The 24,744-nt window shown below is 42.3% G+C and carries 14 protein-coding genes and 2 pseudogenes; 13 read left to right on the forward strand and 3 right to left on the reverse strand.

What is annotated here, in order from left to right; translation table 11 throughout:
• The 3 genes from AB4180_RS20145 to AB4180_RS20155 form a co-directional block, all read left to right on the forward strand.
• Window positions 1-1,284 (forward strand): hypothetical protein (locus AB4180_RS20145; RefSeq protein WP_102582342.1); only part of this gene is annotated, 1,284 nt, incomplete at its 5' end.
• A gap of 3 nt (window positions 1,285-1,287) precedes the next feature.
• Window positions 1,288-2,730, forward strand: a complete 1,443-nt coding sequence (locus AB4180_RS20150; protein ID WP_102250327.1) for a hypothetical protein — start codon at window positions 1,288-1,290, stop codon at window positions 2,728-2,730.
• Window positions 2,731-2,742: 12 nt separating this feature from the next.
• A complete protein-coding gene (locus tag AB4180_RS20155; protein WP_241909283.1) occupies window positions 2,743-7,368 on the forward strand; it encodes an OmpA family protein in 4,626 nt (1,541 codons plus the stop codon).
• A 60-nt stretch (window positions 7,369-7,428) separates the two neighbouring features.
• On the opposite strand, the pseudogene AB4180_RS20160 reads toward AB4180_RS20155, so the two are convergent.
• The 3 genes and pseudogenes from AB4180_RS20160 to tssH form a co-directional block, all read right to left on the reverse strand.
• Window positions 7,429-7,593, reverse strand: a pseudogene (locus tag AB4180_RS20160) (helix-turn-helix domain-containing protein); the annotation flags it as partial.
• A gap of 80 nt (window positions 7,594-7,673) precedes the next feature.
• A pseudogene (locus tag AB4180_RS20165) lies at window positions 7,674-9,057 on the reverse strand (sigma 54-interacting transcriptional regulator); the annotation flags it as partial.
• Complete coding sequence (tssH, locus tag AB4180_RS20170; protein WP_102250329.1) at window positions 9,044-11,737, reverse strand: type VI secretion system ATPase TssH; 2,694 nt, start codon at window positions 11,735-11,737, stop codon at window positions 9,044-9,046. The pseudogene AB4180_RS20165 and the gene tssH, both read right to left, overlap by 14 nt.
• A 454-nt stretch (window positions 11,738-12,191) precedes the next feature.
• On the opposite strand from tssH, the gene AB4180_RS20175 reads away from it, so the two are divergent.
• The 10 genes from AB4180_RS20175 to tssC all read left to right on the forward strand — a co-directional run bounded on the left by AB4180_RS20175 (window position 12,192) and on the right by tssC (window position 24,693).
• Window positions 12,192-12,710 (forward strand): Hcp family type VI secretion system effector, encoded by a 519-nt coding sequence (locus AB4180_RS20175; RefSeq protein ID WP_012600867.1) that lies wholly within the window; start codon window positions 12,192-12,194, stop codon window positions 12,708-12,710.
• Between the two features lie 74 nt (window positions 12,711-12,784).
• Complete coding sequence (gene tssI / locus AB4180_RS20180; protein WP_017097124.1) at window positions 12,785-14,863, forward strand: type VI secretion system tip protein VgrG; 2,079 nt, start codon at window positions 12,785-12,787, stop codon at window positions 14,861-14,863.
• Window positions 14,863-15,348 carry a hypothetical protein gene (locus AB4180_RS20185; RefSeq protein ID WP_012600865.1) on the forward strand — a complete coding sequence of 162 codons (486 nt, stop codon included), beginning with the start codon at window positions 14,863-14,865 and terminating at the stop codon, window positions 15,346-15,348. The genes tssI and AB4180_RS20185 overlap by 1 nt, the downstream gene beginning before the upstream one ends.
• 25 nt (window positions 15,349-15,373) lie before the next feature.
• Window positions 15,374-16,693 (forward strand): hypothetical protein, encoded by a 1,320-nt coding sequence (locus tag AB4180_RS20190; protein WP_102250330.1) that lies wholly within the window; start codon window positions 15,374-15,376, stop codon window positions 16,691-16,693.
• Complete coding sequence (locus tag AB4180_RS20195) at window positions 16,674-17,666, forward strand: DUF2169 domain-containing protein (RefSeq protein ID WP_017097126.1); 993 nt, start codon at window positions 16,674-16,676, stop codon at window positions 17,664-17,666. The genes AB4180_RS20190 and AB4180_RS20195 overlap by 20 nt, the downstream gene beginning before the upstream one ends.
• Entirely contained in the window at window positions 17,659-18,612 is a 954-nt protein-coding gene (locus AB4180_RS20200) for a hypothetical protein (RefSeq protein ID WP_017097127.1), read from the forward strand. Before AB4180_RS20195 ends, AB4180_RS20200 begins: the two co-directional genes overlap by 8 nt.
• 501 nt (window positions 18,613-19,113) lie before the next feature.
• The gene (locus AB4180_RS20205; RefSeq protein ID WP_017097128.1) at window positions 19,114-21,105 is read left to right on the forward strand and encodes a protein kinase domain-containing protein; all 1,992 of its coding nucleotides are present in this window, start codon (window positions 19,114-19,116) and stop codon (window positions 21,103-21,105) included.
• A 1-nt stretch (window position 21,106) separates the two neighbouring features.
• Window positions 21,107-22,684, forward strand: coding sequence for a type VI secretion system protein TssA (tssA, locus tag AB4180_RS20210; protein ID WP_102250331.1), 1,578 nt, complete (start codon window positions 21,107-21,109; stop codon window positions 22,682-22,684).
• An 18-nt stretch (window positions 22,685-22,702) separates the two neighbouring features.
• A complete protein-coding gene (gene tssB, locus AB4180_RS20215; protein ID WP_012600859.1) occupies window positions 22,703-23,209 on the forward strand; it encodes a type VI secretion system contractile sheath small subunit in 507 nt (168 codons plus the stop codon).
• 8 nt (window positions 23,210-23,217) lie between these two features.
• The gene (gene tssC, locus AB4180_RS20220; RefSeq protein WP_017097130.1) at window positions 23,218-24,693 is read left to right on the forward strand and encodes a type VI secretion system contractile sheath large subunit; all 1,476 of its coding nucleotides are present in this window, start codon (window positions 23,218-23,220) and stop codon (window positions 24,691-24,693) included.
• The last annotated feature ends 51 nt before the right edge of the window (window positions 24,694-24,744 follow it).

The raw sequence follows: 24,744 nt of genomic DNA on the forward strand, positions 1-24,744 counted from the left end.
GCACGTCACTATAGCTTCTCGCCGGTTGAACCTTCCCCAGAACATAAAATTGTCGTTGAGTTTGCTGGCCAGTGGTCAAGCAATGCGGCATGTTTGATGTTGGGTAAAACTGATACTCAAAAAGAAAAAGTCACGGTAGGCAAGGCCGATACCGAAAATAAACACCGCAGTCTCGCGACATTTAAAGATCTCGAAACTGAGGGCAAAACGCTTTACATCAAAATCCCTTGTTCTGACCAGCCTCAACCAATCTTGCTTAAACTCGCAGAAAACCTGCAACCCGTTGATAAAGAAACTTATATGGATGAATGGGATAACGTGTTGGTGCCTGTGAGATCATTGGCTTACTTAGATGGTAGCAACGACAAAGCAAAAGCTTCTGATCTGCGTGGTGGTTTCCTTTATGTCTTTTGGAAAGGGAAGCTTTGGCGAGAGATGCCCATAAACGAGAAAGGTTACTACCAAGATGTTGACGTCGAGTATTACCGTACCCTAGAGCAAGAAGAAAAGAAAAAAGACACACCTCAGGTAATACAAAGAAGCGCAAGCGGCTTTGCCATGCCGCATTTCTGGGCACCTTATAAAATATCGGGTGACGTCCAACAAGGGGAAAGTGGACTCAAGATCATTTTTTCACCAAAGCAAAAGCGCTTCGCTCAAATTGAAGCTTTAGAATCGGATGCTGCTTTACTAGAGAAATCCAGCACACCGTTAGATGAATTAAGTAGTTACAGTGACGGGCAGTCATTCAGTGCACAACAATTCACCTCCAATGTAGACAGCGCAGCCATCCACAAAGTTACCGAAGACGACATGCCATGGCTGAGTGACCAACAAGCCATAGTACGTAGTTACGACCAGAGTAACACCGTGATTGCTTATGTGGATGGAAAAAACAGTGGTTTTCAATTGTCAGTTGAAACGGGGCTGATCGATTTTAATACTCCTGTCATTCATTATGCGGTGATATCTGATAGTGAAAGTGATTGGGTACTGAGTGAAGCGCTTCAATATGACCAAGAAAACCAACATTTTGCGACGGCGCAGCTCGGTGGTTTTCCCCCAAAAGGAAAATTCACTTTACAGATAACCTCTCCAGGTCATACCCATCACTCGGAGCTGGTTTTTCAAGACTTAACTCTTGAGCAAATACAGAATTGGTCGACTCCGAGCCAAATGGCGGAAAGGGTAGAGCCCGAGCCAGAACGCAGCGAACAAGAGCTGAATGCAGAAGATAATCTCAGCCAATATATGTCGCTGTGGAAACAAGAATTAGGAATGTAAGTTATGAATAAAAAAGTCGTATTTGGCTTGACCGCATTAGCTATAGCGGGCGTTGGGGTAGGCAGTGCTTATAGCCCACAAGTTAGGCAATGGTTAGATGAAAGAGCGATTGCACAAGCGGAGCAAGAAAAATATAACAAAGCGCTAAATACAGTAGTTTCTTATATGGGGCTCTTCGATGGTTGGACATCAGAGAAAACAGATTGGATATTGGAAGTTGCAGATCCACGCACCGCGCCGTTGGCTCAGTGGGACAACCCCGGCGACAAGCCGCAAATCATTACTCAGATTTATCGTGCTGAAAACCGCAAACAAGCTGGTTTATACACCATGAATTTAGACGGCAGCAACCTGCAAACCTTGTTGACCCCAGAAGAAGTTGGCAGCCTAGTTGGGTTTACCAAAAACTTGCGCCCGCAGCGCTCACCAAATGGCCGCTTCTTATTTTTTAACATGGGGTTATTCGCATCGTTAAAAGGTTGCGCCGTTGCAGATCTTAAAACCCGCCAAATTGAACGCTTTGGTGGCGGTTGTAACTTTGGTGGCTGGCTGCTTGACAGCAGTAAAGCTTACATGTCGCAACTCGGTAAGGCGTATGAATTTGATACAAAAAGCATGGTTATGAGTGAGCTGCCGTTGGCTTTACCCAACCCGGATTCTCCTGAGCTGAGAAAGAAATGGCTTGAAGGTAATTGGGGGGATCTTGCCTATGACAAGATTAAAAGAGTAAGGCTGTTAAATGATGGGAAAGAACTTCTGGTTAAGACAAGAACCTCACGTAGCAAAAAAATTTTGGGTAAAGCCGATAAGGAAACCAATCTTGTTTATCAAGTTGGCGATTGGCAACATTACAAGGAGGAGCGTTATTACCCTAAGGAATGTTATTTAGCCGAAGAGCGGAGAAAGTACAATGCCTTTGCAGAGTATATCTACTGGCGGGAAGATGGCGGTGCGTTTACCTGCAACACCAAGGATGGCTATCGTGCGTTTAATACTCGAGCAACCGACAAAGCCATACCTTTGGCTAGTACAGACAGCCGCTACACGTTGCAACTCGGCGTATTAAGTGGCAAGGATGCGCCTACCCCGAGACTGTATAGAGCGCGTCAGGCAGATGAGAGTTCGCCGATTGATGTACTAGCCTACCAGTATAAACCGCCTGTAGAAGGCGATAGTGTTAATGGCTTCTCCCTTTTTGTTCCTGCGAGTTTGCAGCCTGATTTCTCTGATTATGATTTACGTCAGGAATTCCCAGCCTTACCAGACCACTCTCAATACAAGCAAGCTTTCGCCCGTTATCAGGAAGCACAGCAAGAAAAATGTAAAGAAATAGATTATGGAAAGTGGACATCACTTGAAATCGGACGTTGTGAAACCACATGCCAAATTGAAAGAAAAGGCGATCACTTTGTGACGGCACACTGTCACTCAAATAAAGCTAAATAAGGAGTAAACTTCATGGCGAAATCAAACCTTCAAGTCAGTGGTGTTTATCTCCTAGGGCAACTTTTTGATGACAAGGGACCAGTACCAAATAGTCGATACTTTCCCCTGCGTAATGTGTGTTTCGCGTCTAAAGATGACCGTGAGGGCTGGACTGTCAGCTATGATGGCGAAGGGTACCAAACTCAAACACCACCGAAAGCGGCGTTATTGTACAGTGATGCACTCGGGAAAATTACCTATTTTAATGCGCCTGAATCATTAGATTTGGGACAAGATTTGCCATTGCAAGGTAATCCTGCATCCGCGACGACGTTTGCCTCTGGTCACTCTCGCTTACTATTTTTTCCACCTTATTTAGCGCCAATTCATCTTATGAGTGAAGAGGGCAAAGGCGGTAAATGGCTGGTGAATCTGTATAATTCGCTTATCTCTGGGGCAGAAACTAAGCCTATAGAAAATTACTATCAAGTCACTGAACAAAGTGATTATTCCATCTCGGAATTATTACCAAGTAAAGAGGTCAATGATAAACACTATGCTGCTGCTATCGGTAAACTTGAGTACTCGATAGAGTCAGAACAACTGAGTACGCTAAAAGCCATTGTTTTACCCCAGAAATATACGATTGTGGTGCACTTCTCTGATGCCAACTTCATTGGCGCGACGGTTACGCTGTCGAATTTTCCTTCACAGTTGCGTATTAAAGGGGATGCAGAAGGCAGTAATTTAACCGCGGTGAGCACTGTTAAAGAAGTGAAATTCAAAGATATCGACGGTCAAGAAAAGAGCATTTATAGCGCTACGTTCTGGGTAATTTCCGATTCGGTGTTTAAACTCGAGGAGGCGAACCAGCACTGCCGTTTTGATATTGATCTCTCTACCGTTATTGAGCTTAGCGCGCAAGCTTTTTGGCAGAAGACTAAAATCCAGCAATACAGTTTTTGCGAACGAGTATTGCACTTACCAATCTCAACCCCGCTTGGGCGCAGTGCTTTGGTGAACGGTGATCCCATCTCGGTAGAGGAAGCACTGTTCAATCAATCCTCTCACCTTTACCCCAATTTACTGGAAAAACTGAAACAAAGCCCGACTGATTTGCCTGAAAAACTCGCCAGTGAGCCAAAAAACGCAATTGCTCCCCAGATATGGCACAGTGTACAAAGTAATAAAGCGTACATTGAAAGTGCAGCCCAAACGATGCAACACAAGTTAAGTTGGCAAACCGTAGCCAAGGTTGCTGCGGCTTCTGTTGGTGGCAGTGCTGATAGCGAAATGAGAAATATTGCGGGTGCGACAGAGGCTTGTTTGTCCGTTATAAGCAAAGCTAATGATCTTTCAGCGAACACGGCCGCATTTGGCCAGAGTCAAATCGATATGATTAAGTTGTTCGGTGACAAAGGCAATATCTTATTTGACAAGTTGAAAGATAAGATCAATTTGATTGAAGTGCCTTCGCAGTGGCGTCAGTTATTACAAGATACTCAAATAGCGGAAAAGGTCGATAAAGGTTTCACTTTGGCTGATGTCATCATTAAAGGTGGAAACTTAGTAGAGGCTTACAACAAAGACGATAAGGCGAGCAAAAGGCTTGATTCGGTTGTGCTTGAGTACCTTGCGACTGTACAGCAGCCTGGAATGAAGTCTTTGGCCAGCATTGGTGATAAGGCGCTTTTGAACGCAGAGACTAAGGCACTTGAACAACTCAAAAATCTACTGCCCAATCTTGGAGACAGCGATGAGCTTTCATTAAATACCGAGGTTAAAAAAGGGCAACACATCTTCGAATTAAGAAGTACAACGTTTGCTTTTGACCGCAGCAATTCAGATAACCGAAAAGCTAGAGACAGCTTAATTGAGTTGGGTGGGATACTATCGCAAATACACCGCCCGATTCCAATTACGATAAAGGGTCACACTTGTTCGCGTGGGTCGATCGAATACAACCAGACTTTGTCAGAAGAGCGAGCGATTTATATACGAGAATGTATATTAGAAGGGATTACGTCTAACCAGGCTGCTTGGAAAACGTGCATACGCACCATTGGTCTAGGTGAGCGAGATCCGCTTGTCCCCAATGATTCTGAAGATCAACGCCGGCGCAATCGTCGCGTCGACTTACTGCTTCATTTTGAAGCAATCTTAGATTACCCAGTTTCTCGAGGTGGACTAACCGTCGTCGAAAAGTCTCGTCAAATGATGATTGCTAATGAGATGCAGCTTGACGCGGCCACTTTAGATGCAATAGAACTTGCCCTTGATACTGCCCTTGATGTGGCTTCAGTAACGCCTTTGGGAGCTACTGCTAACTTTATTTATACGGTAGGCAAGGCAGGTTCTTCGGTGTTCTCAAATCTTTATGATTTGATTAATGAAGAAGCAGACACTTTAAAGCTACGAAATAATCTTGAAAAAATACAATACCAAAATATTGTCTCTCAAGAACAAATACTGTCATTTGGTTCAGAAAGCCTCTCTGACGAGATGAAGTCAAGTTATTACAAACGAGCTCACGCGCTGAATGGTTTGAGTCGATTATTGCTTGAACGAAACTATCAAGAAATGTCAGGCGAACATAGCAACGTTTCGATAGAAAATATTAATGATTACATTCAACTTTTTTTGCTCAACGATCAGTGGCAACTTAATGAAAATGGGTTTGGTATGATCCACCTTGATGAGTTCTTTATGGATTCAGACTATGCACAAGCTGAGTTATCACTCCTAAAAGCCAGTACTTATTCTGCTTACGCACAACTAGGGGCAAGCATTGCGGGCAGACAGTTGAGCGATTGGTACTCTGACGCTGAGGATAATGAAAGCCCAAGACCATTTATGGAATACAGCCCGATTCATTACACGGCATCCGCTAATACAGAAGCGCTTGTCAAAATGTTTGAAATTCCCTTCAAAACTAACGATCTGGAAGCGTTGTACAGAGGAGCTAAGCAATCAATATCCGTTAAAACGGCTCGTGACGGAGCACCAAAAGAATGGATAGCAATGGATGAATTCCTAGAAGAGCATGGATCTTTGTCACCATTTGATGAAGTTAGGATTATCGTCGTCTTGGCTAAGGGAGCTGTAGAGTCGATATCTGAAGAAAAGCGTCGCTTATTGCATCGAGTAGGAATTGAGGTTCAAGCTCGCTGGAATTGGTCGAATTACTCAGACTTAACAGATGCGGTGCTAAAACGCTCAAAAATCGTTAATAGAAGTTCAGAGTACCTGCGAGATATTAAGCCGATAGTCGATATGTTAAGTTTGACTTCTAAGGAAAAAGCGCTTCTTAACCAGCAATCTGATGATGAAACTTGGGGCGTCATTATCGAACCGTCTTTTGTTTTTGGTGTCAATAAAATTAAAGGTACAAGACCGTGGATTCCGTCAGATTCGACGAAAAACATATATTTGAACCACTTGTTTGAAGAAGAAAATAGAGAATTACGCTCTGGTGAGCTGCCTCTAGAGTATGAGTATCTGGCGGGTATCAAAGGGGTTAATGATTTATTTGAACCTATTAATTATAACTTTTGGGGGACATGGGGGATTTCTACATTCAATCTCTCACTAAGCCCCTCTCGACTTTATCAATTTGGTAAAAATAAGGATGTTAGGCATGCTGATCACTTGTTAGTTTCAGAAAGTTTCCTATCAGCGCCTAAACCGGGTTCAGACCAAGGCAGTTTCCCTAAAGTGTTTGATGATCCGACCGTTGAGCTCCATATAATGCAGAAAGGTCTTGAAGGTAAATACTCTGATTTAGAGCGGTACTACAACAAAGAGGTTGAGGGTTTTGACTGGAGTAAGTGGGTCAATTGCCTAGCGATCGTTAAGACTAAACACTGTCCTGATACACATTTCAGTAACCTAGGATTCGCGCCTGGCAAAGTGATTGGTGTTGAGGCCAAATTGAGAGAAGCCGAGTTTACGAACAATATTGATTTTCTAACTGGCGTATCAGGTGGGACTCAGTTTGCTTTGGGTCAAAAGGAGTTATACCGAATAGGCACTATTCTTGAAAATGATAATGAATGGCAGTTTGACGTAATGACCACACAAAAGAATGGAACACCATTAAAAACCGAGCTCTCCATTCAGCTTGAGAGCTTACGTCAATCTTATTCAAGAATGAGTTCGGATGAACTTAAAAGTCATGCCATAACCAACTTTGTTGGGTTAAGGCAGAAGACGGATATTTATGCCCAGATTTTCAAGCCTGAATATGTCAATGCACTGGGCTCAAAAGTAGCTGGGCTTAAACCATTTAAGAGAGTTGAGAAGTTAGTTGATAATTTTCGCACATATATCGATCTTCAACTTGAGCTCATTGGGCCTACTGGGTCAGGTTTACATTCGCAATCAGAAAAATTCAGGCTCAATCTGCATGCCGTTGACCGTGAAGACGTTCCTGCAACTTGGTATTCATGCAAAGAAGAACATATCAAAGGGGCTGAAGAGATTCTGAAAATAGAGGATAAAACAGACTTATCTTCGAAAAGAGAAATAGCAGAGCGCTACGGAAAAACTTACTCTGATATTTCACCTATTTTAGAGTGGTTGGCAGCAGGCGAAGCTAAACCAACTAGGCTAAGTGAGCGCCAAATTGAATTGATAAACAAATGGATTTTAAGTAAATAAAAAACCGCCTTCGGGCGGTTTTTTTTCTTATCAATGGAAACTGAAGTAAGATCTTCTCGCTTAACCCGCTGCAGAAATGTCGTATTTCTTCATCTTATGGTTGAGAGTACTTAACGGGAGTGACAACTGCTCAGCTGCCCGTTTTGTGTGCCAATTACAAGAGTTTAAGCAGTCGATAATCACTGTGCGTTCGTATTGGCTTACGACTTCTTTTAGGCCAACTGCGACATCGTCATCTCCTAGAGGTTCAGGTTCGAACGTGGTTTGAATTGCCGATGTAGCTGGAGCAACAACTTGACGGTGTTCTACGTCTTCAGGGATCTGTTCACCAAACTCAATCTGAGTAATAGTTTCGAAATCTGATAATAAAACCGATCGCTCAATGATGTTTTTAAGCTCACGCACGTTACCGGGGTAGGTATAAGTAAGTAGTTGGTTTCTCACATTAGCACTCAAGCCTGGTGATTGAGGCAAGCCTAACATCGTCGTGGTGTGCTGAACAAAGTGCTCGGCAAGTGGGATAATGTCCGCTTGTCTGGATCTCAGTGGTGGTAAGGTGATGGGAAATACGTTCAAGCGGTAGAATAAATCGGCCCTAAAGCCTCCGTCTTTAATCTGTTGCATTAAGTTACAGTGTGTCGCAGCAATGACTCTAACATCCACTTCAATCTCTCTGCTGGCGCCTACAGGGCGAACTTTACGTTCTTGTAGCACACGTAGCAGTTTAGCTTGAAGTAGCATTGGCATATCGCCAATTTCATCTAGGAACAGGGTACCACCGTTTGCTGCTTCAAATAAGCCAACTTTGTCCTTGTCTGCACCGGTAAATGAGCCCTTTCTGTGCCCGAAAAGTTCGGATTCCAGAAGTTGTTCAGGAATTGCGGCACAGTTCTGAACGATTAATGCTTGGTCAGAACGATTCGAGTTTTCGTGAATGTATTTTGCAATGACTTCTTTACCCGCACCCGTCTCGCCTCTAAGTAAGACGTCGACAGGCAAAGAGAGCACCTTATCAAGTCGGCTCAATACATTGACCATCTCTTCACTTTCAGCGATCGGACCTTGATAGGTTTTCTTTGTCCGCTTTTTTAGCTGAGTATTTTCACGAACCAACGCTTGGTTATCAGCGCTTAAACTCTTAATCACTTGTCCATATTGCTCTAACCAAATGGCATGGCGAATATTACTTGCCGCCATTCGGCAAAACTCGGTAAGTGCGGTTTCGTTATCGATAACGCTTAAATCAAGCAAAACCAATAATCCAATAGTTTTACTTTCATCATCAATCAATGGCCAAGCAAGTAAGTTATTGCTTTTTAGACCTAACGTTTGCTCGGTTTGATAGATGCCTTCACAGTCATAACCATTGTAAGTGTATAGCTCATTGATCAAGACAACTTCGCCGTTACGTACGGCGAAGTTGAATGGGTCGGCTTCACTTACTGTGTCTAACTGCAGAGGCTCCCAAGGATGTGAGGCAATGACTGTTTCATGGTGGTGTGCGGTGCTCGGAATCAAGGCTTGACCGGTTTGGTCAAGCACGTAAATGATGCCATGTTTCGCGAAAGTCATTTGCCTTGCTGCTGTGAGAACGGCATCCAAAGTTTGAGCTAACTGGCTGCGATCAGCCAGAGATTGGCTGATCGCAAGTAGGGCGTTACTAAGCTCACTATGGTTAGCTGAACGCATAGGTTAGAGTTCCTTGCTCGTCCACAGAAACTTCAATTTGAGTATGTGAATCATCCTTGTCATTCACCAGTAGTTGAGTCGAAAGCTGCGGCAATAGTTGACGGTTAATAACGGCATCAATATTTCGAGCTCCCGTCTCTGCAAGGCGGCAGTTGCCTAATACGAATTCCACTAAGTTATCACCATAGCAAAGTGCCAGTTTGTGGTGGCTTTGCAGGCGCTCAGACACTTTCTTCAGTTTATGATGGATGATATCAGTCATTGCTGCGTCTGAAAGTGGAAGGAATGGCAACACGGACATACGAGCCAACAAGGCTGGCTTGAAGTGTTGATTCAACGTTGGGCGAATGGCTTCAGCGACGATATTGGCATCAATGTCTTTCGCTTGGTGAACCAAAGACTCAATCTCATGAGTCGCGAGGTTACTTGTCATGATGATGAGTGTATTTTTGAAGTCGATGGTACGACCTTCTCCATCATTTAGCGTGCCTTTGTCGAACACTTGGTAGAACAGGTTGAGTACTTCTGGGTCTGCTTTTTCAACTTCATCTAAAAGAACAACAGAGTAAGGGCGCTGACGAACTGCCTCGGTCAGCATACCGCCTTCACCAAAACCAACATAGCCAGGAGGAGAACCAATAAGGCGAGACACAGTGTGTTTCTCTTGGAACTCAGACATGTTGATGGTGGTCATGAAGCGCTCACCACCAAACATTTGGTCGGCGATAGCACGAGCGGTTTCTGTTTTACCTACACCACTTGGGCCAACCAATAAGAAAACGCCTGTTGGTGCATCTGGGTTACCTAATCCCGCTTTTGCGGTTTGAATTCCTTCAGCAAGCGCATCAATGGCAAATTCTTGGCCTTTAATGCTTTGAATTAGGTTTTGCTTCAAGTTTAAGGTGGCTTGCGACTCATCTTGAAGCATCTTACCCATAGGGATGCCTGTCCAATCAGAAATTACATGACTAATTTCGTCGGGACCCACTTCATAGTGAACGAGTGGATTGGTACCGCGCACGTTATCTAAACGTTCGTTACAAGACTGAATAGCTTCACGAGTCTGCTCTTCAGAATATTCATGACAATTTGGTTTGTCACTTGTTAGTGCATCATCATCTTGAACCGTATTGTCAGCTTTAGGAGCGCTGTCTTCTTCAGTCGAAGGAGTAGTAAGGCTATAAAGATGGCTACGCAGTTCTATGATCTCTTGAATAAGAGATTGTTCTTTTTTCCATTGAACCTGAAGGGTAGCTTGTTCTTCGGTGGCCTTTTCAATCTTCTCTTTTAGCTCAGGAATTAAAGCGGCACTGTGTTTGTCACCCGTTTGCTGCAGTTGGTCACGTTCTAGAGCTTCGAGCTCACGATTCGCAGCCGCAATTTCTTGATGTAATGTTTCAACAGGTGCCGGTGTTGCATTGAGGCTAATATTGACGCGAGCACAAGCCGTATCTAACACGTCGATTGCTTTATCTGGCAGTTGGCGTCCGGTGATGTAACGATCAGCTAAGTTTGCTGCGGCAGTGATTGCGTCGTCACGTACGTATACGTTGTGTGACTTTTCATAGGCTGGTCTTAAGCCTCGGATGATCAATGCGGCTTGACTAGCCGATGGCTCATCAAGTTTTACCAGTTGGAAACGGCGCGCCAGAGCTGGATCTTTTTCGAAATATTTCTTGTATTCAGACCATGTGGTGGCAGCGATTGTTTTTACTTCACCACGTGCTAGAGCGGGTTTAAGTAGGTTGGCAGCATCACTGCCTCCAGCTTGATTGCCTCCACCAACTAGCGTGTGAGCTTCATCTATAAATAAAATGATTGGAGTCGGTGAATTCTTCACTTCATCGAGTACTGCGTTAAGGCGTTTTTCAAACTCACCTTTTACACTTGCTCCTGCTTGAAGTAAGCCCATGTCTAGGCCATATAGTTCAACACCTTTGAGGCAGTCTGGCACATCTCCTTCGGTAATTTTTAAAGCAAGACCTTCTACCACCGCTGTTTTACCAACTCCCGGCTCACCTACTGCGATTGGGTTATTTTTTCTGCGTCGCGCCAAGATGTCGATTATTTGTCTGATTTCTTGATCACGGCAGAATACTGGGTCGATCTCGCCCTTTCTTGCTTTGCCGGTAAAGTCGGTGGTGAATTTACTTAATGCCGAACCATCTTCACGTGCGTCGGTTTTTTCAGATGTCGTTGCTAAAGATTCAAGAGAGTTTGTTGTAAGTTCAGAAAAGTTACGTTTTAAGGTGTCTGGGTTTACACCTTCTAAGATTGAAGCGTAACCGTGCTGACCATAGCGTAGTGGGTTACTCACTAGCGTAAGAAGTAGGGCACCAGAGCGAATCTGAGTTTCGGATAGGTCTAAAGACGAGACTAACCAACTCTCTTGAAGCCATTCGATTAAAAGTGAAGAGAAAACGGGCTTGCTGCCATTTCCTGTGGTGTTGGTATTTAGCGTAGAACGAATAGATTGTCTTAATATGGTCTCTGAGCAATCGAAATGACTTAATAAGATGTCAAAATCACTATTTGGCCTTTCTAATAAGCTTAATAGATAGTGTTCAATTTGCACTTCATTGGCTTTTTCCGATACCGCTAATGCAGCAGCATCTTCTAAAGCGACTTTTACAATCGGGTGCAGACGCTGTATCAAAGAGGAAAGGTTTATATTTATCATTTTAATTCTGTTAGTTATTTATATGGGATGTGCTAATTATACTAAAATTGGTAACTGGTTTTTTATTCGGAGATGAATTCACTATTGTTTATTGGTTGTTTTTATTATCAGCTTTGTTTTTTTGTCTGATTGAAGTATTGATTTTCATATAAAATAAAATATAACCTAGGTATTTCGACTTAATTGATAGTTTTTTTAACTTTATTTCAATTGTTCAAGCTAGTTGTTTTGTCTTTGTTTTTTAAATTCAATTTATTAAACTAAATGTTCGAAAACTTGTTTTTTTATACAATAAATTGTTATTACATATAAATTGTAAATGACCAAGCTTTCGTTAAGTTGCTGTATTTGTTGCCTTTATAGGGTTGGCATGATGTTTGTATTAGTTGAATCAGTCGCGGTGATAAGCGATTTGGTGAATTAATGACTTATAAAATTTAAAAAGGAAATATCGATGCCAACTCCAGCATATATGTCTATCAATGGTGAAACACAAGGTCACATTACTAAAGATACTTACTCTGCAGATTCTGTAGGTAATACTTGGCAAGAAGCTCACGTTGATGAGTTCCTAGTTCAAGAACTTGATCACGTACTAACAGTTCCACGTGACCCACAAAGTGGCCAACCAACAGGTCAACGTGTTCACCGCCCTGTAGTAGTAACTAAAGTACAAGACCGTTGTTCACCTCTGTTATTCAACGCATTAGTGTCTGGCGAAAAGCTTCCAGAGTGTGTAATCCGTTTCTACCGTACTTCAGTACAAGGTAAGCAAGAGCACTACTACTCAATCAAGTTAATTGATGCACTACTTGTAGATATCCAAACTCGTATGAATCACTGTCAAGACGCTGCAACTTCAGATCGTGTAACTGAAGAAGTACTTAAGCTGACTTACCGTGCAATCGAAGTCACTCACGAAAACTGTGGTACTGCTGGTAACGATGACTGGCGTGCTCCACGCGAAGCTTAATCGCTTTTCGTGAACAACAAAGGGTCAACAATTGCTGTTGGCCCTATTTCTATTATTAGTATCAGGTAAAAGATATGGTGAATGACGTAGAATTTAAGTTTGAACTGCAAGGCTCTGAGCATGATTTCCGTGTTGAAAGCTTTCAGGTAATCGAAGAGCTTTCCAAGCCTTTTCAAATCAGCCTATCATTACTTTCACTTGATCCTGATATCTCATTTGACGCACTCATCCGTAAACCAGGTAGTTTGACTCTATACGGTCAAGGCGTCAGTTCTGCGAGATGTTTTCACGGCGTGGTAAATGAGGTGCGTTACCTTGGATCGGGCAGGAGATTCTCTCGTTACCAATTGACTCTAGTTCCACAAGCTTGGTTTTTGAGCCAAAGACAAGACTGCCGTATTTTTCAACAGAAATCAGCGTCGGCAATCATTTCTGAAGTTTTAGATGATGCGTCAGTAACTGATTATCGATTAGAGCTGTCAGGCGTATATCCTTCAAAAGAATACGTGCTCCAATATCGAGAGACAGACCTTGAGTTTGTTCAACGAATTCTGGCAGAACACGGAATGTGGTACTACTTCGAGCATACAGAAGCTAACCACACGATGGTGATTGTCGATAGCAATGACGCAATAGCTGAGTTATTGAACACGCCACTGAACGGGTCTTATTTGGGGCCAATTGTTTACCATGCTGATGGTGGTGGTGTTGCAGACCGCGAGCATATCTCAGACCTTGAACTCGTGAATAGAGTGAAAACCGGCCACGTTACTTACACTGATTATAACTACGAGTTTCCGAAAATTCCTCAGGAAATGAGCAGCTCTGGTGAACTTGATTTAGACCTGAAATTGTTCGATTTCCCAGGGCGTTACGTGGACCCAGCAATGGGGCAAGTAAGATCAAATGAATGGATGTCGGAGCATGTTGTTGACAATCAACAAGTAGAAGCAAGCAGTAATGTCATGAGATTGGCTTCTGGATACAGTTTTAGTGTCAGCGAACATCCACGCTCAGCAATCAATCGTGATTACCTCATGTTATCGGTAATGCATAGTGGCCACGATCCTCAGGTTCATGAAGACGAAACTAATGGCTTGCCGACCACATATCACAACCAGTTTGCGTGCATTCCTAGACATGTTGAATTTAAGGCTCCAAAACTTGAAGCTCCTTTAGTTGAAGGTACACAAACAGCGGTTGTTGTTGGCCCTGCAGGCGAAGAGATCTATACAGATAAGCTTGGGCGAATCAAAGTCCAGTTCCATTGGGACCGTTATGGAGAGAGCGATGAGCATTCAAGTTGCTGGATTCGTGTTAGCCAATCAATGGCAGCACCAACTTGGGGAGCAGTATACTTACCTCGTATCGGCCATGAGGTGGTGGTTACTTTCCTAGAAGGCGATCCAGACAGGCCTTTAGTGACAGGTGCTGTTTATAACGGGCTTCATTATCCTCCTTATTCGTTACCAGAGAATAAAACACGTACGACATTCCGAACTCAAACGCATAAAGGGACTGGCTATAACGAGTTGAGCTTTGAAGATGAAGCCAATCAAGAAGAAGTCTACATTCATGCGCAAAAGGACATGTCGACCAAGGTTTTAAATAACCGCTATCGCGATATAGGCCAAGATGAATTCTTGAAAGTGGCGCGCCATCAGACGAACGATGTTCATGGTGATCATAAAGAGACAATCGATGGCCATAAGACTACCCAAATTAACAGTACGTTTACTGAAACTGTCGAGCAAGACGTATCGGTTACTTACAACGCTAATGAAACTCAATATGTAAAGAACAACTCTGATCTAGAAATTGGAGATAATCAAATTACCAAGATTGGTAAGAATGATGACTTGGATGTGGGTGAAAACAGCAATTTAACGGTAGGCGCATCAAAAAGCTCTGATATTGGTGCCGATGATAACCAAACGGTTGGTGGCAACTTGACTGTGTCTGTGAAAGGGAACACGTCATATAAAGCCGATGGTGCGACCCAGATCATAAGCGGTGACAAGATTGTACTGAAAACGGGTGGTTCGTCATTAGTGATGAATAGCGACGGTTCTATTAAGCTGTCAGGTTCTTCAATAACCATTGAAGGAAGTGACAAAGTTGTAGTCAAAGGTGGCAACGTAGCGGTCAATTAATGATGGAAAAACAAATCCCAATAATACAAACCATCACCGAACAGCAAGCCGAATTATCGGCTTGCTTTTCACGTTTTGGAAGAATCTTATCGATCAATGAGTCTATGAATGGAGTACGAGTCGACTTTGAAGGCAACTCGTTACAGCAGCCAATTAATGCAAGGTTGGGGCGAGGCTTTAAATTAGTTGAGTTACAATTTGCTATAGATAACAAACTTTCATGTCGCATTGAGTTCCTAAATAACGACGTTAACCTTCCTTTAGTCACAGATATCTTTTTCTCCATTCTTGAGGAGTCGGATGAGTTTGTGCTGAGAGCAAAGAAAATGGTTATTGAAACGGAACAAGAGTTAATTGTGAGAAGTGGCGAAACCGAAACTCGCTACAGCGGCCGTGATGGTCGAATTACCACCAAAGCCAAATATGTGACTTCTCAAGCTGAGAAGGCACAAAAAATTCAAGGCGGCACCATCGCGATCAATTGATCGTGTTACTAGATTGGATTCACGGATGCGTCAAAAAATAGGTATAGATCAGCTAAACCAGCCGATTACTAATGAAGATGTGGAGCTGGCGATTGCCAATGCGGAAAGTACGCTCGCTTTATTGGACGAGCTTCCTATCAAGTGGCTGGAAATTTGTAATGAAAAGTTGTCACTGGCTTCGGAGACACTCAATTTCTTATTAAAGCAACGATTACAAGTCCATAAGAGGGGATACCCAAGCATCGAGCTGGAGTATTTAGCGTTGGCTGATCGTCAGGTTAAAGACCTAAAAAATGTTTATTTGTCTTTCTATCGTTTGGCTCCGGGACTCATCCATCAATTAAAGCAAAGTGAACCGACAGTTTATGCTTGGCTTATGTTGAATTCCGATATTGGACAGGATCATGAAAATCTACTTTGTGGCTTATCTACACTAGATGAGTTAGATGACCAAACCGCAAAATTCTTGGTTGTTCAGTCGTCATTACCAAGTATCGACTCTGTAGTCATCGAAATGGTTGAAGGTGGTTCTAAACTGCCTCTGCTTTATTTAGAGTGCTTACAGTTACGCCAAACTATCACAGTTGGCCTGTTAAAGCGCTGGCTTAAAGATGAGCGCTTTTCTAAACATAAAGCACATTTGTTTTTATCGTTACAAAACGACGCAGAAAGCGTTGTCTGGTTAGCTGAAAATTCAAATGGAAGTCAGAACCTGTTTGAACGCTTGCTTACGAAAGAGGATAGAGGAACTTGGTTTCGTCAGGAGTTCGGTACCTCAATCGATAGCATGTCTGATCCTGAAGTTATCACTTATGCCAAACTTTTAGACCTCAAAGAGTTTGAACACTTTGATCCGAGTAGTGCACAGGCTCCATTTGATTTTGTATTACATGGCCTCAATGAACACGTTCCTATAATAATTGAATTGATATCGAGCCTTGAAGAGTTCGAAGGTGAGGATTGGATCCAAGCGCTTTATATTGTTTATGGAAAACGCTTACCTGTGACACCAAAAAACTTGGGCATTGATTTTGAATGGCATGAAATACTCGAAAGGTTACAAGAGTGGGCCAAGACTGATGCCTACAAACAAGTATCTCCAGGTCGAATGGGACAAGCTTTGACTCTAGAAACTAGTATACAAGCCATGTTCGATACTCAAGTTAATGCAGCTTTTAGGATTTGGATTTGGCGTCAGGTTTGCCTCCATACTCGTTCATACATTCCTTGGGATATGGCTATGCCTACTCATCAACAAAAGTGGAATATCACGCGACTAACTCAGAATTCAACAGCCTCAGAAAGGTTTAACTTAAGGAATAATAATGCAGTTGTGGGATATTGAGAACCATCCAGAACTTTCAATAAAAGGCCGTTTTCAACGAGATCAGAACGGTAAAGAGGTTTGGGTTGTTGTTGGAAAGCGCTCGTGGCAATTCGTAGATTCTGTTTGGAAGGAGCTGGAAGAGTCAGAGATCTATGACGATCCTATTTATTTGGGTGAAGCGGGACTTTCTGCGATGAAAGTTGATCATGAGTTCTCTGTAGTGAAGGCCAATACAGATGTACTGGTTTTCGGCAAGGCGCGAAGTTACGCAAAAAAGGCCGTTACATACCACGAGTGTCGGCTTTTGATTGATGGCCATATTGATAAAACTCTATCGGTACTTGGAGATAGGCAATGGATAGAGCATGGTGGTAGCGTAACCTTGAGTAAATCACTCCCGTTTGTCGAAAAAGAGATAGATTTCTCCTGTGCTATTGGAGGCGATTTAAGAAACCGGCTTGGCGGAGGTATTGCTGATAGTAAAGCGGAACTATTAAATCAGAAAGTACCTTCTGTTTTTTATCCAACTGAAGATTGGAGTGCGACGTCAAAGAATACACGGGTAGCAGGGTTTGGCCCGCTAGCGCCATTTTTTGGAGGTAGGCAGCGGTATGCTGGGACTTTTGATGCCGATTGGCTAGAGAATCGGAAACCCCTTTATCCGTTAGATTTCGACCAACGTTTTTATCAGAGCGCACCACAAGATCAACAGTGTAGAGGGTTCATATCGGGCGGTGAACGATTGATGATGAGTGGATTTTGTCATAATGATGCGCTTTCTTTTCGCTTTCCTAAAGATATGTATATTGCAGAAGCTCAGTTTAAAAATACTACTTACCAAGTCGATATGACTATTACGACGGTTTTTATTGACACAGAGGCTCGTACACTTTCAATTAGCTATAGCGCCGCGTTCCCATGCCAAGGAGAGGAGCATATGTTAGTGTCAACTAGGATTCATAAAAAGCAGGAGCTGTCCGACAATGAATAACAATTCAGCTCGTTTTATTATTGGAATGGAAGCCATGACACCAACGGGCATGAACCTTGAAATTGCCACAGCAGTCGCTAAGGCGGATTTGGGAAGGTTTGATCAGAAAGTAGCTGAGGATGGGATTGAAAGATTTACCTACGGTAATATTGAATACACTTCCAACACATCGTTGTTTGACAAATGCTCAGAGCTTATTGAGAGCTTAGTCGGGGCTCTTTTAAAGCAGCTACCTAAGGCCCTAAAGCCGATTCCATTACTCATCAACATTCCGGAAGCTCTTTCCATAGTAGAGGTTAGTGAATGGTTAAGTGAATGTAAGCACAGTGACTCAATCTCTCACTATGAAGTGGTTCAGCAAGGTGGGACGTTACACTTAAGCACCTCGTTGGCCAAATTGAATCAATATGATGCTTTAATGAGTATATCGGTTGATTCGCCTGTGGCAAATATAGACGCATTGATTGAAACCGGGCACGTTATGAGTTCGTCTAACCCCTGGGGGATAATACCTAGCGAAGGAGGGGCGGGCGTAATTTTGTGCCGGAATAATTTGGTTAAAACGTTAAAGCTTACCCCTCTGGGACAATTAGGTTATTTCGGCTTAGAACCTGCAAATACAACCCGCCGGTCAATGATGAAGCTTGTAAGAAGTGCGAGCCGTAGTATCAAGAGTTTTGGGGTTGTGTTCTCCGATATGACCAATTTGAGATCTCATACTGAAGATTATGGTTTTGCGTTAGGTGCCCGTGCAGAATATTTTGATAACCCTCAACAGCCATTTTTAATCAATGATTTATGGGGCACACTCGGCAGTTGCTCATCATTGGCTCTAATGGCCAGTGCTATTCAAGAAGGGCCTCATAATAGACCTATTACCTTGTTAATGTTTGATTTGCAGGGCGAAAGGGCGTTACTTCAACTGACCCGTATGAAAAATAATTAGCAGAGCTAACATAACCGGAGGGCTGAGAGCCCTTCGGTAATTAACGTCTCATGAAGTCAATTTGAATGTTCATCACCTCTTAAGTGCTTATCCGGTCGATAATCTCATCAATCTACATTTCTATTATTAAATTCGGTTAAATATTAAGGCAAGTAATCCTTGAGTTTAAATGCTTTGCCACAGCTGCTCATATCTTCACGGTAATGATTGAACTGTTCGTCTGAAATTTATTACTTACAATAACCTCTTATTTGTAATTATAAAGTGTGATTTATGTGGCAATGTTTGTTCCAAGCCTAACTACGATAGAAGAGTTTTTATTTTTTAATCGGAAAACAATGAACAATTGGTAGTCAATGAGTTTGTTATTATGCGTGGTTGTTTAGTAATAATAACTAAAGTAATAGTCTTACCGAGGTTTTTTAATACTGCTATTGAAAAGGGTATTAGACAGTAATTATTATCCTACATTAATTTATTTCGTTTGATAAAGAGTTTAGCGTGCCAGAAAAGCAAGGGACAGCCAAAGGTTATCTAGATAAGTTGGTTGTGAAAGCGATCGAAAAGAAAAATCAGCAAGCTCAGGACTTGGCTAATAAAAATAAGCCTAAGTTAGAGTATGTGATTTTTTCTCAATTTGACGTTTTAGATACATTACCTTCAAAAAATGGCAAAACGACTGTCTATCATTTAGCGAAAAAAGGAAGTCCTGAAAAACAGGTCTGTTGCAAAGTTCTAAACGAGAATTCATCTGACGTAGCACATGAATTACTCATAGGTGAGGCCAGTCGACTTGAAATGTCTCAACACCCAAGTGTCGCTGATTTCATCAAAATAGGGAAAGAGTTCGAACGACCATACTTTATGTATCATTGGATTCAGGGAGAATCATTAGCCGAGAAAATGGCACGCCATTCTCCCAAAGGGTTTCGGCATGATCATATTGCATGGTTGATCTACCAATTGTCTGGTGCGCTAGAGTTTATGCACACCAGAGGTGTTTGCCACTTAGATATTAAGCCGTCAAATATCATCGTTACAGAGTCGGATTACGTTAAATTGATTGACTTTGGTGCGGCTCGGTATGTTGGAGAGTCAAACACTTATGCAGAAGCAAGCATGAGCTACGCATCTCCCGCGTTTCTAAAATCTGGAATGGCTCAACCACAAGATGACGTTTATTCTCTAGCGTTATTGACCGGCCATTTATTTCTTGGTGCAGTATTTGGCGATGCTTGGGCTACGCAACTTAAAGCAAAGAAACGACCAACTCAAATTCCTAATCATGTATGGAAGTTAATTAAAGAAGTTATTGGCAACCCAAGACAGCATAGATACACGGCTACTTCGTTCGCACAACAATTAGCTAAGATAGATACTCAAAAGTTTGAGACTGAAGTTAGTGCCCCCTTGTTTAGTAGCTTACGTAACGCCGATCTCGTTTTAACAAAACATAGTGCTATCGATAGAATTCACACTGGGCGACTTCGCTATTTAGAAGCGAGTTTGGTTTTGTGTGTTGCAATTATTACAGGGACTTATTTGTATAACCAGACCCAACCTGAATGGAAATCGATAGTTAAATCGAGCAACGGTACAAGTAATCTAGTAAGTACGATTAAACCTGCCCAGACTGCGTCTTTCCTGGCTCAGTCACCGTGGGATATTGAATTTGCGTTAGAAGACATGGAAAAAGATGTCGTCTCGACAGCTCCTTACAGAGAAGCTTATGAAGTACAGCAGAGTAAATTAGCTCAATTGTACAAAAACTATGAATCGGATTTAAGTCAATATGCAGGAACAGTTGACCAACTTCCTAAAACTTTGAAGTCTATCCGGAAAAAGCTTGTTTCGTTACGAGAGAAACTAAACAGCGACGGGGCGCTATTTCCTTATGCAGACAAAGCGCTGACGGACGCGATGGCAAGTATTAATAAGGCGACCATCGACTCACAAAATATCGCAAGTTTTGATGAAAATAACGAACAGCGTTTGGTCGATTTGATACTAGATGGTAAGTCAGAAGTTGCTGATAGCGATATTGAAACCGCTTGGAAAATAAATCAATCAAAAGCTTATTTTTATAGCCATGTTTTACCCCAGAAAGTGCTGAACGGAATAGATCTCTCAATAGAGAATAATGCGGAGCAACATTATTACTCTAAAGCTATTGATGAGGCAGAAGCCGCGCAATCATTTTTTGGCAATACGCCTAAATTAAAGGCAAAAGTAAGAGCACTGAAAGTGGCTCGAAGTGAATTCATCTTGTTCAGTACGGTGACTGAGCAATCTGTTTTTGGCACACAAAAACTCCATGATTCATTAGTCGATCTAGAGATAAATGCTCCTAAGAAGTTTGAAGAGATAACCGAAATTTTAAATAGTATGGCAAGTGACTCAATTGATAAGAGCCATCAGTTATCTAAACCCGCAAGAGGTGCAATAGCCATCGAGCGAGCAATTAGAAGTTACAACTCTGAAAGCCGAGGTTAACTTGAGTTTGATCGATACAGAAACGTTATTAGCACCAATACCAGGAGCCTCTCCAACGGGTGAGGACGCTAGGTATGAGTTTTGCTACGAAATGATGGAAACTGAAGTTAAAAAATTTGGTTCATTGTTTGGTGAGACTGTTGACTGGCATATAGTAAAGGTCCATTCAATTGAGGTACTAAGTCAACATAGTAAGGATCTTAAAGCGCTTTGCTATTTGATTCGAGCTTTGGTTGAAGAGAACGGAGTCGCTGGGCTAGACGAAGGTTTATCTTTGCTTAACGAATCAATAAGCCATTTTGGGGGCGAGTTATATCCAAAACGTAAGCGAGGTAGAGATGGTGCCGTTGAATGGTTGAACCATCAAATTAAACTTGTTTCGACTAAATTGTCTACCCAATCTTTGAGTTGGGAAGCACTTTCACGTTGTGTGACATTAGTCGAAAGTATTCAGCGCCAATTTGACCAAATATTTCAAGATTCTGATGCGGACTTTTTTGAAATAAAAACTCAGCTAAATCAGTTGATGCAGAACGCAGCTTCAAGCGAAGAGGTATTAGGACAAGACAGGGCTGTCGTTACAGGTCTGTTGACCGAAGCGAGTGAAAAGTCCGAGAAAGTGAAAGATGTCGACGTTCAACCACCTTTAGATTCTTCTTTGACTCAAGCTTTGTCAAATAAAGCACGGATCTCGCCCAGTGAACTTAACTTCGTTGACGTTGAAACGGATTTTTCGTCTCCGACAGCATCAAAGCGTACGTTAAAAAAAGTTGCAGAAATGATGATGCATTCTAATCCGACAGAACCATTAGGATATCGGATTTATCGTCATCTCACGTGGTTCGACGTTGACGGTCTACCAGACCACCAAGAAAACGTTACTCAGCTGAGTTTAGCGGTTTCATTAGATCAGCAAGTTGAGTATCGAGACAAAGCACATCAAGAAAGTGATATTGACACAATTAAGCGTCTCGAACGAACTCTGACCGATGCGCCCTTTTGGCTGACTGGACATTATTTTGTTTATTCAATGTTGAGTAATCTTGGGTATGACGAAGCTGCAACGGCCGTTAAACAAGAAACAAGGAGGTTTATCGATTCTTTTAATGGAATTGAAAGCCTATCTTTTAAAAATTCTATTCCATTTGCAGATGAAGCAACCATTGCTTGGTTATCTACAGGTAATGGTTCGTCTTCGGATAACTCTTCAATTGTTCAAAGTATTGTTGTTTCTGAAGATGATTTATCAGAGATGGAGGATATTGCCCTAGAAGATTTGGGTATGTATGTCGCTGAACTGTCTGAAAAACTCAAGTTGGATAACTCCGGTCGTGGGCAGTTTATGTTGCATTTGAAGTTAGTAAAAGCCTACCAAAATGTTGGTTTGTATCCGTTGTGCTTGCCTTACTTGGAAAAAAGTTGGGAAGTCAGCAAAGAATTAAATCTATCAATTTGGGAACCTCATTTGTTTTTCACCTTAGAGCATTTAATTCAAAAAACTCTTAGGGAACTGTATCGAAATAAAGATTTTCTACCAAAGATATATAGCGAATGGGGAACAATTTATGACCAGCAATAAATTAGAAAAGGACTAATTATGTCACGTGATGGCTCGGTGGCTCCGAAAGAGCGAATTAATATACGTTATGTTCCAGCGACAGGCGATGCGTCTGAAGATGTTGAACTGCCTCTAAGTATGATGGTCGTCGGTGATTTTACTGCCCGTGCAGATGAAACACCGATCGAAGAGCGTAATCCTATTAATATCGATAAAGACAACTTTAACGAAGTATTAGAAGGCTATGCGCCGAATATCAAAGCAAACGTTGACAATCGACTTTCTGACGAAGAAGGCGCGCAAATTGGCGTTGATATTACATTTAAAAATATGAAGGACTTTACTCCTGAGTCTATTGCGAAGAAAGTTCCAGAATTAAATGGCTTATTAGAGCTTCGTGAAGCCTTGGTTGCATTAAAAGGCCCTCTAGGAAATGTACCTGCTTTCCGTAAGAAGATAGCAGCTGTTCTTCAAGATGAAGAAGCAAGAAAGAAACTTTTGGATGAACTTAGCATTGGTGCAGACCAAGGCGAAAAAGCAGAGTAGGGAATACCATGTCGGCAGAAGTACAAGCACCAGAACAAGAAGCAGCTCTAGTTGAATCAGGCTCACTTCTGGATAGCATTCTAAATGAGACTCGCCTCAAGCCTAGCGACGAAGGTTTTGACGTTGCAAAGCGTGGCGTTGAAGCATTTATTGGTGAGTTGTTAAGCAGCTCAACAGTAGAAAAAGTAGACCAATCGCTGGTTGATTTGATGATCTCTGAGATTGACCAGAAATTATCTAAGCAGGTTGATGCAATTCTACACAATGAAGAAATTCAAGCTATTGAATCAACATGGCGCGGGCTCAAATATCTTGTTGATCACACGGACTTCCGTGAGAACATTCAAATCGAACTTATTTCGGCTAAGAAAGACGAAGTTCTGGACGATTTTGAAGATGCCCCTGAAGTAGTTAAATCCGGTTTATACAAGCAGATCTATACTCGTGAGTATGGTCAATTTGGCGGTAAGCCTGTAGGCGCTGTTATTTGTGACTACCAATTGTCTGCTTCTTCACCTGATATTAAGTTGATGGAATATATGGGTAATGTAGGAGCTATGTCTCATGCACCATTTATTACTTCGGCTTCTTCTCAATTCTTTGGTTTGGATTCTTATGAAGAATTACCAAATTTAAAAGATTTGAAATCGGTATTTGAAGGTCCTCAATATACTAAGTGGCGTGGATTCCGCGAACACGAAGACGCACGTTATGTAGGCCTGTGTACATCACGCTTTATGCTTCGTACTCCATATTCAGTTGAAGATAACCCAATTAAGGCGTTTGATTACGATGAAATGGTTACGGATAGCCACGATAACTACCTTTGGGGTAACTCAGCTTACGCGATGGCTTCAAAGATCAGTGAGTCGTTTGCAAAATACCGTTGGTGTCCAAATATTATTGGACCTCAAAGCGGCGGTGCGGTTAACGATCTTCCGGTATACAACTTTGAAGCGATGGGCCAGATCGAAACTAAGATCCCAACTGAAATATTGGTTTCTGACCGTCGTGAGTACGAACTTGCAGAAGAAGGCTTTATGGCGTTAACAATGCGCAAAGGTTCTGACAATGCAGCGTTCTTCTCGGCAAACTCAGTACAGAAGCCAAAAGTGTTTGCGAATACGCCTGAAGGTAAGCAAGCTGAGATGAATTACAAGTTGGGTACTCAGTTACCTTACATGTTCATTATCAACCGCTTAGCCCATTACATCAAGGTACTTCAGCGTGAGCAAATAGGGTCTTGGAAAGAGCGTACAGACCTTGAAGTCGAGCTAAATAAATGGATCCGTCAATACGTATCTGATCAAGAAAACCCGCCAGCAGAAGTTCGTGGTCGTCGACCATTGCGAGCGGCTAAAGTTGAAGTGTCTGATGTTGAGGGTGACCCAGGTTGGTACAAAGTATCAATGTCTGTTCGCCCGCATTTCAAGTACATGGGTGCAAGCTTTGACTTATCTTTGGTTGGTAAACTAGACCAATAATAGGTTTTAGAAATTAATAAGCGGCCAGATTTCTTGGCTGCTTTTTTATTA

Source organism: Vibrio sp. 10N.286.49.C3 (assembly GCF_041469545.1).
GTDB lineage: Bacteria > Pseudomonadota > Gammaproteobacteria > Enterobacterales > Vibrionaceae > Vibrio > Vibrio tasmaniensis_A.